Source organism: Bradyrhizobium sp. CCGB01, assembly GCF_024199795.1.
GTDB lineage: Bacteria > Pseudomonadota > Alphaproteobacteria > Rhizobiales > Xanthobacteraceae > Bradyrhizobium.
In genome coordinates this window covers 3,824,259-3,837,398 of sequence record NZ_JANADK010000001.1, presented here as the reverse complement: position 1 = coordinate 3,837,398, position 13,140 = coordinate 3,824,259, and the positions used below count along the sequence as shown (strand labels likewise).

The window sequence follows — 13,140 nt, the reverse complement described above, 5'->3', positions numbered from 1 at the left end:
ATTGTTTCCAGCCGCGACGTGACTCGTTGCGGCGCGTTTCCGTAGCTGGCCCAACATTTACGGTAAAGATCGAGACGCGCCCGGAAAGGTCGACTACCAAAAATGGTCAGTCGACAGCGGATCGATCAATGCTGCCGGCCATCGGTCCAACGATGTCGTGGACGTCACCGATGCGACACGAAGCAAACATCGAAGGCTGCGTCGATGATCGCGAGCTTGACCGCCTGCGCCTTGTGATATTCGCGGCGAAAGCCTTTCGAGACCCACAGCCGGGACCTGCCGCGCGCTCCGACCCAGCCGAGGCTTCCCATGGACTCCGCCTCGGCGAGCTTGCGGCCCAGTTGGGTCCGGGACAATTTCAGCCGCTGCGCCAGAGCGGACACCGACGTCACGTCGGTCGTGATACGATCGAGGCTGGCGTCCTCTTCCTCACAGCCGACGATCAGGCGATCCATCAACACGCCCCCCTCGTCGACCCAGGTGAAGAGCTTGAACGTCGGTTCGGGCTCACGAACCATGTGAGACCCGAGCAGGCCGTCGGCAATCAGCGGCTGCATGCGCTGAACGACCTCCGGTCGTGCGGCCAAAGTCGCCGAACGGCTCCCGCCATCGAGGCCATCCAGCGTCGCAAGATGCAGCAGATGCCATTGATACAGCGCATCAAGCGCCGCTGGTGCCGGCTCGAACGGGCGATGACGCCTGCCTTCGCTTCCCGCAACATGGCGCGCGATGCCGTATTTCAACATCTCCTTGACGAAGGCAGCCGCAGTGTTCCGGCTTGCGATCCGGTGATGCTCGACAAGATCGAGCACACGTGCGGTCAACACTCCTGAGCCCGCGCCGGCCACGGCAACGTCCCGGAAGAATTGCGCCACCGCCGCGTGGGCCATCAGCCAACGTTGCTGCGTTGCAAACAACGATCCCATCCGCGGATCGGCAGCGTTGAGAAGCAAGAGCGCCCAGGCTTGTCCGCGCACGCGGGATTCAAGTGCAGGATTCAGGAAAATGTCATCCGCATTCAATGCCATCGGGTCTCTCTAAGCCAAAGCGCGCCGCCTCATGCCGTCGACCGCTCGCGTCACCAGCACCGTGAAGTCGGCTCCGCGCGCCGTAGACATGAACTATCGCTGCCGGTATGGCATGAAGTATGTTGTCATTCCAAATGAGATTCCCCTAAAGGCGCCTGCAATGAATTTCGTGGCATCGACCACTGATGGAGCGCAGCGCGGGCTCCCGAAACACCTCAAGAGTCTGGAAGCTCAATCAATCGAGATCATGCGCGAAGTCATCGCCGAGTTCAAACGACCGGTGATGCTTTATTCGATTGGCAAGGACTCCAGCGTCATGCTGCATTTGGCGCTCAAGGCGTTCTATCCCGCGAAACTCCCCTTTCCGCTGTTGCACGTCGATACGACATGGAAGTTTCGCGAGATGATCTCGTTTCGCGACGAAACAGCGCGCCGTCTCGGCATCGAGCTGCTCGTCTACATCAACCAGGATGGTCTTGGCCGTGGCACGTCGCCGATCATATCAGGCTCGTCGATCCACACTCAAGTGATGAAGACGCACGCGCTCAAACAAGCCCTCGACCTCTATGGCTTCGATGCGGCTTTCGGCGGCGCTCGCAGGGACGAAGAAAAGAGCCGGGCCAAGGAACGGATCTTCTCCTTTCGCTCGCGCGAACACGCCTGGGACCCCCGCAACCAGCGCCCCGAATTGTGGAACCTGTACAACACCCGTGTCGGACCCGGCGAAACCGTTCGCGTTTTCCCGCTATCGAACTGGACCGAACTGGATGTCTGGCACTACATCCATCTGGAAAACATTCCCGTGGTGCCGCTCTATTTCGCCAAACGCCGCCCGGTCGTGGCGCGCGGCGGCTCCTGGATCATGGTCGATGACGAGAGACTGCCCCTCAATGCGGACGAGCAGCCGGAATTGCGGCAAGTTCGATTTCGAACGCTGGGTTGCTATCCCCTGACCGGAGCGATCGATTCCAGTGCAACAACGCTGGAAGATATCATCTCGGAGATGAGATCGACGCGACTTTCGGAGCGGCAGGGTCGCCTGATAGACAGCGACGAACCCGCATCAATGGAGCGAAAGAAGCGCGAAGGCTATTTTTGATGGAAAGCCCTGAGTTTCCCGTTGAAGCGCAGAGCAAGGACCTGCTTCGTTTCCTCACCTGTGGATCGGTGGATGACGGAAAGTCCACGCTGATCGGCCGGCTCCTGCATGACTCCAAGCTTATCTTCGAAGATCAACTATCCTCATTGGCGACGGATTCGAAGCGCCACGGCACCACCGGAGACGACATCGACCTTGCACTTCTCATGGACGGGCTGGAGGCTGAACGGGAACAGGGCATCACGATCGACGTTGCACATCGCTTCTTCAGCACGCCGCGACGTTCCTTCATTGTCGCCGACACGCCCGGCCACGAGCAGTATACCCGGAATATGGCCACCGGCGCATCGACAGCCGATCTCGCCATTCTCCTGATCGATGCGCGCAAGGGTGTTTTGCCGCAGACCAGACGGCACTCCCTGATTTGTTCGCTGCTCGGCATACGTCATGTTGTCCTAGCCGTGAACAAGATTGATCTGATCTCCTATCAAAGCGAGATTTTCGCTCGCATTGTCGATGAATACAGAGCCTTCGCCGTGCAACTCGGCTTTTCATCGATCGCACCGATTCCAATCTCGGCCCGACATGGCGACAACGTTACGAAGGTGTCGGATAACATGCCCTGGTTTCGCGGGCCGAGCCTGCTCGACTATCTCGAAACTATCGATGTGAGTGGCGATACGCTCGAAAGCCCGTTCCGCTTTCCGGTGCAATGGGTCAATCGACCCCATCTTGATTTCAGAGGTTACGCCGGCACGGTAGCATCCGGGACAATCAATGCCGGCGATCCCATCGCCGTCGCGAGTTCCGGCAGAATCTCGAGGGTGAAGGAACTCCTGACTGCCGAAGGCGCTCAGACCTCCGCCCAGGCCGGTGACGCGATCACGATCACGCTCGCAGACGAGTTGGACATCGCCCGCGGCGATCTCCTGGCCAATCCGGAGTCTCCTCCCGAAGTATCGGACCAGTTTGCGGCACATGTCATCTGGATGAGCGACCAGCAACTCATGCCTGGCCGCTCCTATTTGGCCCGCATCGGCACCCGGACGACGCCAGTTACGGTCACCGGGATCAAGTACAAGATCGACGTCAATACGCGCGAGCATCTTGCCGCCCGCACCCTCGGCCTCAACGATATCGCCTTCTGCAACCTGTCGACGGGCATGCCTGTCGCGTTCGACCCGTACGGGCAGAACCGCAAGACTGGATCCTTTATCGTCATCGACCGCTTGACCAATCATACGCTCGGCGCGGGGATGATCGCGTTTGGCCTGCGGCGTGCCACCAATGTCCACTGGCAGGCCACACTGATAGGAAAGTCGGAGCGCGCTGCGCAAAAGCACCAGAAGCCAGCCATCATATGGCTCACCGGCCTGTCAGGTGCCGGCAAGTCGACGATTGCCAACATCGTCGAACGCCGGCTTCACGCTGGCGGCCACCACACCATGATGCTGGACGGCGACAATCTGCGCCATGGTCTCAGCCGGGACCTCGGTTTCACGGAGGCGGACCGCGTTGAGAATATCCGTCGCGCCGGAGAGGCGGCAAAGCTCCTGGTGGATGCAGGCCTGATCGTTCTCTGCTCGTTCATTTCTCCGTACCGCGCTGAGCGCAACATGGTGCGTCGTCTGATGTCCGATGGAGAATTCATCGAGGTATTCGTCGACACACCCATCGACGAATGTGCCCGGCGTGACCCAAAGGGCCTCTACGCCAAAGCGAAAGCCGGCAAGATCAAGAATTTTACCGGCTTCGATGCCCCGTACGAACCACCGACAACTCCCGAAATACACTTGCAAACGATCGGTCGGCAGCCCGAGGAGTTGGCGGACCAGATCGTGAAGACATTGGCCGCGCGCGGAATCGTATAGGCGAAGAGTTGATGCGGGGTCCGAATATCTGCTCCGGAGGCCGCAATAGACCTTCGCCGGCGTCAGATGACCTTCCGCTCCGCGAGGCGTTCGATCTCGTCGTCTGAAAGGCCGAGCCAGCGCTGATAGATCTCGCGATTGTCCTGGCCGATGTCGCCCGCGGATGTCTTCAGCTTCGCGCGGTCGATCGTGAAGCGCGGCACGACATTCGACATTGCCACCGAACCGAAATCCCGGTCTGGCACACGGGTGATCATCTCGCGCGCCCGGGATTGCGGATCGGCTGCGATCTGGTCGATCGCGTAGATCGGCGCCAGCGTGCCTTCCTCGGCCGCGAAGGCGGCGAGCACGTCGTCGAGCGCACGGTCGCCGCACCATTGCGAGAAGACCGCGTTCAACTCCGTCGAATGTTCGACCCGGCGCGCGTTGTTGGAAAAGCGCGGATCGTCAATCAGGTCCGGCCTGCCGATCGCCCGGCAATTCGCGGCAAAGAGCGCATTGGTCGATCCCGCCAGCGTGACCCAGCGATCATCTCGGGTCCGATAAACGGCCGCCGGCGCGGAGTAAGCGTTGCCGTTTCCAATGCGGCCACGCACGTCCCCGAGCTGATCGAACTCGATGGGCAAGACGTCGAGCAGCCGGAAAATCGCCTCGGTCAACGCGAGATCGATCTCCTCGCCCGGCGCGCCCGGGTTTTTCGCCCGCTTCCACAGCGCCGCAAGCGCGCCGACCGCACCGAACAGGCCGCCGATTGCGTCGCCGATGGGATAACCGGGATGCATCGGCTGACCATCGGCCTCGCCCGTGATGTAGGTGAGGCCGCCCATGGCTTCGAATATCCGTGCGAAACCCGGACGGTCGCGATACGGCCCGTCCTGGCCGAACGCGGTCGCGCGCAGGATGACGAGGCGCGGCTGAATCTGCCATAGCACCTCTTTCGGCAGTCCCCAGCGGTCGAGCGTCCCGGGCCGGAAATTCTCGATCAGCACGTCGAAATGCGGCAGCATCCGCTTGAACAACTCGACGCCTTCGACCCTGCGGAGGTCGAGCGTTGCGAACTTCTTGTTGCGGTTCACGCTCTTCCACCACAACGGCTTGCCGTCCTTGAACGGCGGGAAGGCCCTGACCCCGTCGCCCTGCCCCGGCATCTCGATCTTGAGCACGTCGGCCCCATAGTCGGCCAGCAGCGTCGCGGCGAACGGCGCAGCGACGATGGTCGCGATATCCAGGACTTTCAGTCCTTCCAGCGGCCCACTCATCTCACGTCCCCGAACACATTGAACTTGCCTGACGGTTCACGCCACGTCTCGCAGCAGGAGACGGGCGATGTTGAGCTGGTGAATCTGGCTGGTGCCCTCATAGAGACGAAACAGCCGGACGTCCCTGTACCAGCGCTCGATCGAGGAGTGATCCGCGATGTAGCCGGCGCCGCCGAACATCTGCACGCAGCGATCGGCCACGCGGCCGCACATCTCGGTCGCGAAATATTTGCACATCGACGCTTCGAGCGCGATGTCCTCGCCGCGGTCGCGCTTGCGCGCGGCTTCCAGGATCATCGACTGCGCCGCGAAGATCTCGGTCCGGCAGTCGGCGATCATCGCCTGCACCAGCTGGTAGTTTGCGACCGGCTCGCCGAACTGGACGCGGCTGCTGGTATGGCGGATGGCCATGTCGAGCATTCGGATCGCCGGCCCGGTCGACAGGGCAGCCAGATGAATGCGCTGCTTGTTCAGCACCTTCATGATGGTCTTGAAGCCCGCGCCTTCGCGGCCACCGATCAGATTAGCGGCCGGCACGCGGCACTGGTTGAAATAGACCGCGCTCACGGGCGAGCCCGCCTGCCCCATCTTCCGATAGGGCGCACCGGTCGCAAGGCCGGCACTGCCCCGCTCGACGATGAACGCCGAGACGCCCGCCGCGCCTTTCGACTGCGGATCCGTGCGCGCCGTGACCGTGAAGATGTCGGCGACGGGCGCGTTGGTGATGAAGCATTTCTCGCCGTCGAGGACATACCAATCGCCATCGCGGCGCGCGGTGGTCTGCACGTTCGAAGCCTCGGACCCAGCGTCCGGCTCGGTCACGGCGAGGCAGCCGGTCCATTCACCGCTGGCGAGGCGCGGCAGGTAGGCTTGCTTCTGCTGCTCGGTCCCGTCGGCGACGATTCCCTCCGAGCCGATTCCGGTGTTGGTCCCGACCCGGGCGCGAAATGCGACCGAACATTGCGACAGTTCGAACGCGGCCAGGACGAGCTCTTCGGTGGTGAGCCCGGCACCACCATAGGCCTCGGGGATGCTCCAGCCGAAGAAGCCTTCGGCGCGCATGATCGCGACGATGTCTTCGGGCACGTCATCGCAGCTTTCGACGCGTGCCTCGGCCGGAATAGCGACGTCGCGGACAAACCGGCGGACGCGCTCCAGTAGCGCTTCGAAGGCGACAGGTTCGCGGATCATGGCAGGAGTCTTCCGATCAATCTCATTCCTGGAGCGCCTCCTCGCGCCGCGCGCGGATCGTCGGCAGCATGATCAGGACGACCGCGATCGCGGCCGCGGCCAGCAGGCTCGCCGAGAGCGGCGAGGTCAGCAGCACGGTGGCGTCGCCGCGCGACAGCACCATGGCCCGGCGGAAATTCTCCTCGATGGCCGGCCCGAGAACCAGGCCAAGCAGCAGCGGCGCCGCCGGCAATTGCAGCTTGATCAGGACATAGCCAAACACGCAGAACACGGCCGCCTCGTAGACTTCGAACGTTCCGCTGTTGATGGAATAGACGCCTATCGAGCAGAACACCATGATCGCCGGGAACAGATAGCGGTACGGGATGGTCAGCAGCTTCACCCACAGCCCGACCAGCGGAAGATTGAGGATCAGCAGCATCAGATTGCCGACCCACATCGAGGCGATCAGGCCCCAGAACAGGGTCGGGTTCTTCGTCATCACCTCCGGGCCCGGATGGATGTTGTGGATGTTCATGGCGCCGACCATCAGCGCCATCACGACGTTGGAGGGCACCCCCAACGTCAGCAGTGGAATGAACGAGGTCTGGGCGCCGGCATTGTTCGCCGATTCCGGTCCGGCGACGCCCTCGATGGCGCCCTTGCCGAACTGCTCGGGATGCCGCGACAGCTTCTTCTCCAGCGTATAGGACGCAAAGGACGACAGCACCGCGCCGCCGCCGGGCAACACGCCCAGCAACGTGCCCAGCGTCGTGCCGCGCAGCATCGCCGGCACCATGCGGCGGAAGTCGTCGCGGGTCGGAAACAGATTGGTGATCTTCTGCGTCACCAGCGACAGCTTGTCGTCCTGCTCCAGATTCTTGACGATCTCGGCAAAGCCGAAGATGCCCATCGCCAGCGGCACGAAATCGAGGCCGTCGAACAGCTGGGGAATGCCGAAGGCAAACCGCTGACTGCCGCTGTTCAGATCGGTGCCGACGAGGCTCAGGAGCATGCCGAGCACGACCATGCCGATGCCCTCGATGAACGGACCGCTCGACAGAACCGAGGCGAGGATCAGGCCCAGGATCATGAGCGCGAAGAATTCCTTGGGACCGAACAACAGCGCGGTCGCGGTCAGCGGTCCCGCGAGGGCCGCCAAAGCGAGCGTCGCCACACATCCGGCGAAGAAAGAGCCGATGGCTGCCGTGGCGAGCGCCACGCCGGCGCGACCCTGCTTGGCCATCTGGTAGCCGTCGATCGTGGTGACGACGGACGAGGACTCGCCGGGCAGGTTGACGACGATAGCCGTGGTCGAGCCGCCATACTGCGCGCCGTAGTAGATTCCGGCGAGCATGATCAGCGCGGCATCCGGTTGCAGCGCATAGGTGATCGGCAACAGCATCGCGATGGTCGCGAGCGGACCAAGGCCCGGAAGCACGCCGATCAGCGTGCCGAGCAGGCAACCGAAGAAGGCGTAGAGCAGATTGGCGGGCTGGGCTGCGGTGGCGAAGCCGATCGCCAGATTATGAAATAGATCCATCTGCCGGCTCGCTCAGTTGAGAAGAGATGGCCAGACGGGCAAAGGCAGCCCAAGGCCGTAAACGAACACGGCCAGACACAGCGCGATGAGCACGGCCGCATTCGTCAGCGCGCCGGTCCAGGTGAACTCAGGACTGGCCTTGCTCGACACCATGATCAGGACGAACAGGGCGCCGACCAGACCGAGCGGGAACAGAAGCGCGCCGAACAGGACCACCGCCCCGGTGATCCAGGCGAGCCCCTTGAGATCCCACTGCCGCAGCGCCTGCGCCCCAGCTGTCGGCTTCACCGCGCTGAGGATCACGACGAGACCAATGGCGGCGAGCACGATCGCGAGCAGGCGCGGGAAATAGCCCGGCCCCATCTTCGCGGCTGTACCTGCAGGATACTGCAGCGCCGTCACGAAGAAGAAGACCGCAAAGACAAGAAACAGGGCACCAGACGCGAAGGCCCTTTGATTGCGGATCGCCAATCCCTTCATTGCGGTCCTCCATCCTCATCCGAAACGGCCTTCAGCGGGCCCTCCCCGAGAGCCTCCATCAGAACCGGCACGCCGACGGCGCAGGCGTGCACGCCGAGATGCGCGGTCATCTGGAGAACCTGGCGGATCTCCCGCTGGCCGATGCCGAGCCGCAGCGCCCGCCTGATCTGCACGCGCAGCCCGTGCGGATCGAGCGCCGTGAAGCAGGCGTTCAATGCAATCGAGATCAGGCATTGCGAGCGCCGGTCGAGGCCGCCGCCTGCGCCTCGGTCGGCGAGAAGGTCCAGCAGCACGGCGAAATAGCCGGGATCGGACCGCAGCCATTGCTCGCAAAATTCCGGCCAGTCGCCGAACTGCGCCATATAGGCCTCGCGCAGTGCGCGTTGCTCCTTCGTCAGCTCGGATTGATCGGCCTGAATGCCCGCGCTCGCCAATTCTTCCGCGAGGATGCCGATGCCGACGTTGCAGCCGTCCAGCCCTTGAGCCGTCGCCAGGCGAAACACGTCGATAATCTCCCGCGCCGTGGCGCCTGCCTGAAGCGCAAGGCGAAGGTGCAGCGCGAGCCCGGCGCGGAACAGATGCGTCGCCGATCCGTCGAGCGCGACGTAGATCAGCTCGCACATCTTGGGCGACAGCGGCCCGTTTTCGGCGGCATAGCCCGCATATTGGCCGTAAGTCTGGAGGAACGCCGGATCGAGCCGCAACAGACCCTCCGTCCAGGGTCGCCAATAGCCACGCGCCCTGACATAGGCCTCTTTCAGCACCTCTTGTTCCGGCGTCAGATCGGACATCGCGCTGGTCCCGTCAGGCAATGTTGGTCAGAGTGATGCCGCCGTCGACGGTGAGCACCTGCGCCGAGATGAAGCCGCTCTCGTCACCGGCGAGGAAGCAGATCGCCTTGGCGATATCGTCGACCGTGCCGAGCCGGCCCAGCGGCGTTCGCGCGACCCGGCGCGCATCGAGCTCGGCATTGCGATTGCGCATCGTTCCCTCAGTCGGGATTGCCGAGGGCGCCACCGCGTTGACGCGGATGTTGCGCGCGCCGAGCTCGGCCGCGGCCGCGCGCGTGATGCCCATGACGCCGGCCTTGATGCCGCTATAGACGATGCTGTTCTTGGCCGAGATCAGGCCAGCGACCGAAGCCACGTTGACGATGGCGCCGCCGCGCTCGGTATCCATGACCTCGGCCGCCGCCTGGATTCCCCAGATCACCGCTTTGAAGCCGATGTTGAGCATGCGGTCGACGGTTTCCGGGGCGATATCCGGGACGGATTGGTAGCGGACCCAGGCCGCGTTGTTGACGAGGATGTCGAAACGCTTCTGCCCCTCCGCCAATGCAAGAACCGCCTGCCGCATGCCGTCGCGGCTGGAGACGTCCTGCGTGACGGCAACCGCGTTGCCGCCGGCGGTCTTGATCGCGTCCACCGTGCTATCAACGAATTCCGGCTTCAGATCATTGACGCCGACGATCGCGCCGCGCGCGGCGAGCTTCAATGCGGTGGCGCGTCCGATGCCGTTTCCGGCACCCGTGACGAGTGCGACGCGGCCTGCGAGCGTCTGATCCCTGGTTTCGGTCATGGTTGTCTCCCTCACGCTCCTGCCTCGGCAAACGGAGCAACTTCCGATACATAACGGCGGCCGAACGTGCTGATCAGACCGCTGGCGTCACCCTGTGCCTGGAGCGTGCGAATGCGGCGTAGATGCCGATGCACCGGCACGTCCCAGGTAAAGCCCATGCCGCCATGGATCTGCAGCGCACCTTCGCTGATCGAGCAGCCATAGGTCGCTGCCGCCAGGAACGCCGCATCGCGCTGCACCGGGCCGCCGCCGTCGGATAGGCTGCGCGTGATCGCATGACGGATGCTCTCCAGCCCCAACTTCTGGCGCGCCAGCGCGTGGCGAATGGCTTGGTTATAGGACAGAGCGTGGCCGAACTGGCGGCGCGTCGAGGCATGCTCCTGCGCGAGCGACAAGCATGCTTCGGCCGATCCCAGGATGGCGGCGGCCCGAAGCACGTTGGCATCCGAGTTGAGCGCAGCCCACGTCCCGGGCGGCAGGATGGAGCCGATGGGAACTTCGACCTTCTCCAGTCGCACATTGTGCTCCGGCACCGTCAGATCGAGACCCGCCGCGTCCTCCACCACGACACCTTCGGCATCGGTCGGGATCAGCACCGCAGCGCCGCCGCTCATCCGCACCAGGATATGGTCGACCTTCGCTGCGCAGGGTGCGCGCCCGAGCGAGCCGCTCAGCACCAGCACCCCGCCCTGCCGTTCGGTGAGAGCCTCGCCCTGCCAGGCGATGGTTGCCAGTTTCTGGCCGGAGACGATCGCGGCGGCAAAACGCGTCAGCGACGACTGGAGCAGGCGGCCGACGAGAATGGTCTCCAGCAGCGGAAAGGCGAGCAATCCGGAATGCGCCGCCGCGATCACCGGCACCGCGAAGCCGATCGGCAGAGCCAGTCCCCCCACCTCCTCGTCCGCGACGATTCCGAGCAAGCCATCACCGGCGAGATTTTTCGCCTGCGCGCGCAAATCAAGGCCCGCACAGGCGGTCACTGCGCGTGCCGCGGTTGCCGCGAACTCGTCGGGCTGAAGTCCTTCGGCCATGCTCATCCTTGTCCTCTTCGAAAACCTTGCGACTACAATCGTTCACTAGGCGAGATAACCGCCGTCGACGGGCAGGATGACGCCGTTGATATAGGACGCCATCGCCGAGGCGAGAAAGACCACCGGCCCCGCGATCTCGTCGGGCTGTCCCACACGCTTCATCGGGGTGCGCGTCATCAGACCGGAGAGCCTCGCAGGATTCTCGCGGGTGCTTTCGCTCATCTCGGTCGCGATGATGCCGGGCGCAACGGCGTTCACCCGGATGCCGTCGGGCGCGAGATCGCGGGCAAGAGCCTGCGTGAACAGCCTCACCGCGCCTTTCGACGGAGAATAGCCGAGCGCACCATTCATGCCGCCGAAGGCCGCGACGGACGCAACGTTGATAATGGAGCCGCGCGTCTTGCGCAGCGCCGGAATGAAGGCGTGAACCACGTTGAAGGTGCCGTTGACGTTGACGTCGAAGACCTGGCGCCAGTTCTCGTGGGCGCGCGGGCTGTCGATCGGTTCCCGGATGATGATGCCGGCATTGTTGACGATGACGTCGGCGGGACCGACCTCCTCGTCCACACGCTTTGCCACGTCACGACACGCCGTGGCATCGGTCACGTCGAGCGAATAGGCCGCCGCCTCCTTGCCTCCGTCCCTTATCTCGCGCACGGCGGACTCGGCGCGGCCCTGCCGTAGATCAGTCACGACGACCCTCGCCCCGGCAGCAGCGACGCCGAGGGCGATGGCGCGGCCGATCCCCTGGCCCGCTCCTGTCACCACGACGAGACGGTCCTTCAGCAGGCCCGCAGCTCCGCTCCGGCCGTCGGACATCAGCGGCTCCTTGCCGTTCGCGGCGAGACAACGCGAAGGATGACCATCACTTGCCTCGCGATAGCTGGAGAATGCGATCGGCGATGATGCCGAGCTGGATCTCGGTCGTGCCGGCGTAGATCGTCTCGGCGCGGGCCTGGAGGTAGATGGCCTCGAAGCGTCGCCGCGCCACCTTGATCGCCGGGTTCTGCGGCAGCGAAGCCTGCGAGAGCAGCTCGAGGCCCAGCGCGGCAAAGCGCTGATGCGATTCGCTCCAATAGAGCTTTGCAAGACTGCCGCGCGCGCCGATCTTGTCGCCGCTCGCGAGCGCTTCGACGGCGGTCTCGACATGCGCCTTCAGCACCTCGATCTCGACGGCGACCTCGCCGAGCCTGACCGCGTAGTGCCTGTCGGCGACCATCGCCGACAACGCCGTGTCAGCCTTGCACGCCGAGATCAGATGTCGCAGCTCGTTCTCGAACCGCCAGGCGCGGTACATGCGGTTGGTCGCCCGCTCGATCTCCAGCACGCGGATCGCCGCTGCCCAGCCCTCGTCGGGCGCGCCGATCGCATCAGCCTGCGCGACCTCGACCTCGTCGAAGAAGACCTCGCAGAAGCTCTCGCGTCCGTCGATCGACTTGATGGTGCGCACGCGCACGCCCTTGGCATCGAGCGGCACCGCAAACATGGCAAGGCCGCGATGGCGGTCCTCCAGCGGCCCGGTGCGGGCGAGCACGAGGCAGCGTTGCGCCCGGTAGGCGCCGCTGGTCCAGATCTTCTGGCCATTGATCCGCCAGCCGTCGCCGCTTTGCGTGGCGCGGGTGCGAAGTCCCGCAAGATCGGAGCCGGCCTCCGGCTCAGAAAAGCCCTGGCACCAGATGTTGCGCATCTCGAGGATCGCGGGCAGGAAACGCCGCTTCTGCTCTTCAGTGCCGACAGCGAGGATGATGGGGCCGGCAAGCTCCTTGCCGATCGAGTTGACGCTTTCCGGCATCGCAAGCCGGCCGATCTCCTGATTGGCAATGAGGTGTTCGCGCAAAGTACGACCGTGCCCGCCATAGGCCTGCGGCCAGGTGATGCCGGTGAGGCCGGCGCGGTACATCGCCGCCTCCCAGGCAATCGACTGCGGGAGCGTGGGCGGCGCGAATGCGGCGCTGTCGCTGCGGAAGCTCGCCGGCAGATGGGCGCGCAGCCAGCGATGCATCACATCGCGATAGGCGTCGCCCGTCAGGTTCTCCCCCGCGGCTTGCGTCAGTACCGCTTCAACTACACTCATTCGTCAG

At 63.9% G+C, this 13,140-nt stretch carries 12 protein-coding genes; 2 read left to right on the top strand and 10 right to left on the bottom strand.

Annotation, left to right across the window (positions count from 1 at the left end; genetic code table 11):
• Positions 1–164 precede the first annotated feature (164 nt).
• Entirely contained in the window at positions 165–1,028 is an 864-nt protein-coding gene (locus NLM25_RS17370) for a hypothetical protein (RefSeq protein WP_254137783.1), read from the bottom strand.
• 160 nt (positions 1,029–1,188) lie between these two features.
• Here NLM25_RS17370 and cysD point away from each other — a divergent pair, with 160 nt between their 5' ends.
• Both cysD and cysN read left to right on the top strand, forming a co-directional pair.
• On the top strand, positions 1,189–2,127 hold the full coding sequence (gene cysD / locus NLM25_RS17365) for a sulfate adenylyltransferase subunit CysD (RefSeq protein WP_254141204.1): 939 nt from the start codon (positions 1,189–1,191) through the stop codon (positions 2,125–2,127).
• Positions 2,127–3,998 (top strand): sulfate adenylyltransferase subunit CysN, encoded by a 1,872-nt coding sequence (gene cysN / locus NLM25_RS17360; RefSeq protein WP_254137782.1) that lies wholly within the window; start codon positions 2,127–2,129, stop codon positions 3,996–3,998. The genes cysD and cysN overlap by 1 nt, the downstream gene beginning before the upstream one ends.
• A gap of 62 nt (positions 3,999–4,060) precedes the next feature.
• Here the strand turns inward: cysN and NLM25_RS17355 are convergent, their stop codons facing one another.
• The 9 genes from NLM25_RS17355 to NLM25_RS17315 are packed head-to-tail and all read right to left on the bottom strand — an operon-like array spanning position 4,061 to position 13,133.
• Positions 4,061–5,257: a CaiB/BaiF CoA-transferase family protein gene (locus NLM25_RS17355; RefSeq protein WP_254137781.1), complete on the bottom strand. Its 1,197-nt coding sequence runs from the start codon at positions 5,255–5,257 to the stop codon at positions 4,061–4,063.
• Between the two features lie 36 nt (positions 5,258–5,293).
• A complete protein-coding gene (locus NLM25_RS17350; RefSeq protein WP_254137780.1) occupies positions 5,294–6,448 on the bottom strand; it encodes an acyl-CoA dehydrogenase family protein in 1,155 nt (384 codons plus the stop codon).
• Between the two features lie 22 nt (positions 6,449–6,470).
• A complete protein-coding gene (locus NLM25_RS17345) occupies positions 6,471–7,970 on the bottom strand; it encodes a tripartite tricarboxylate transporter permease (RefSeq protein WP_254137779.1) in 1,500 nt (499 codons plus the stop codon).
• Positions 7,971–7,982: 12 nt separating this feature from the next.
• Positions 7,983–8,450, bottom strand: coding sequence for a tripartite tricarboxylate transporter TctB family protein (locus tag NLM25_RS17340; RefSeq protein ID WP_254137778.1), 468 nt, complete (start codon positions 8,448–8,450; stop codon positions 7,983–7,985).
• Complete coding sequence (locus tag NLM25_RS17335; RefSeq protein ID WP_254137777.1) at positions 8,447–9,241, bottom strand: carboxymuconolactone decarboxylase family protein; 795 nt, start codon at positions 9,239–9,241, stop codon at positions 8,447–8,449. Before NLM25_RS17335 ends, NLM25_RS17340 begins: the two co-directional genes overlap by 4 nt.
• A 13-nt stretch (positions 9,242–9,254) precedes the next feature.
• On the bottom strand, positions 9,255–10,028 hold the full coding sequence (locus NLM25_RS17330; RefSeq protein WP_254118120.1) for an SDR family NAD(P)-dependent oxidoreductase: 774 nt from the start codon (positions 10,026–10,028) through the stop codon (positions 9,255–9,257).
• An 11-nt stretch (positions 10,029–10,039) separates the two neighbouring features.
• Positions 10,040–11,065 carry an acyl-CoA dehydrogenase family protein gene (locus tag NLM25_RS17325; RefSeq protein ID WP_254118119.1) on the bottom strand — a complete coding sequence of 342 codons (1,026 nt, stop codon included), beginning with the start codon at positions 11,063–11,065 and terminating at the stop codon, positions 10,040–10,042.
• A gap of 39 nt (positions 11,066–11,104) precedes the next feature.
• Complete coding sequence (locus NLM25_RS17320; RefSeq protein WP_254118118.1) at positions 11,105–11,878, bottom strand: SDR family NAD(P)-dependent oxidoreductase; 774 nt, start codon at positions 11,876–11,878, stop codon at positions 11,105–11,107.
• A gap of 46 nt (positions 11,879–11,924) precedes the next feature.
• Positions 11,925–13,133 carry an acyl-CoA dehydrogenase gene (locus tag NLM25_RS17315; RefSeq protein ID WP_254137776.1) on the bottom strand — a complete coding sequence of 403 codons (1,209 nt, stop codon included), beginning with the start codon at positions 13,131–13,133 and terminating at the stop codon, positions 11,925–11,927.
• Positions 13,134–13,140 lie beyond the last annotated feature (7 nt).

Excerpts from the sequence above, each read along its gene's own strand:
- NLM25_RS17370 (WP_254137783.1), bottom strand. The coding sequence starts at position 1,028 with ATGGCATTGAATGCGGATGACATTTTCCTGAATCCTGCACTTGAATCC.
- cysD (WP_254141204.1), top strand. The coding sequence starts at position 1,189 with ATGAATTTCGTGGCATCGACCACTGATGGAGCGCAGCGCGGGCTCCCG.
- cysN (WP_254137782.1), top strand. The coding sequence starts at position 2,127 with ATGGAAAGCCCTGAGTTTCCCGTTGAAGCGCAGAGCAAGGACCTGCTT.
- NLM25_RS17355 (WP_254137781.1), bottom strand. The coding sequence starts at position 5,257 with ATGAGTGGGCCGCTGGAAGGACTGAAAGTCCTGGATATCGCGACCATC.
- NLM25_RS17350 (WP_254137780.1), bottom strand. The coding sequence starts at position 6,448 with ATGATCCGCGAACCTGTCGCCTTCGAAGCGCTACTGGAGCGCGTCCGC.
- NLM25_RS17345 (WP_254137779.1), bottom strand. The coding sequence starts at position 7,970 with ATGGATCTATTTCATAATCTGGCGATCGGCTTCGCCACCGCAGCCCAG.
- NLM25_RS17340 (WP_254137778.1), bottom strand. The coding sequence starts at position 8,450 with ATGAAGGGATTGGCGATCCGCAATCAAAGGGCCTTCGCGTCTGGTGCC.
- NLM25_RS17335 (WP_254137777.1), bottom strand. The coding sequence starts at position 9,241 with ATGTCCGATCTGACGCCGGAACAAGAGGTGCTGAAAGAGGCCTATGTC.
- NLM25_RS17330 (WP_254118120.1), bottom strand. The coding sequence starts at position 10,028 with ATGACCGAAACCAGGGATCAGACGCTCGCAGGCCGCGTCGCACTCGTC.
- NLM25_RS17325 (WP_254118119.1), bottom strand. The coding sequence starts at position 11,065 with ATGAGCATGGCCGAAGGACTTCAGCCCGACGAGTTCGCGGCAACCGCG.
- NLM25_RS17320 (WP_254118118.1), bottom strand. The coding sequence starts at position 11,878 with ATGTCCGACGGCCGGAGCGGAGCTGCGGGCCTGCTGAAGGACCGTCTC.
- NLM25_RS17315 (WP_254137776.1), bottom strand. The coding sequence starts at position 13,133 with ATGAGTGTAGTTGAAGCGGTACTGACGCAAGCCGCGGGGGAGAACCTG.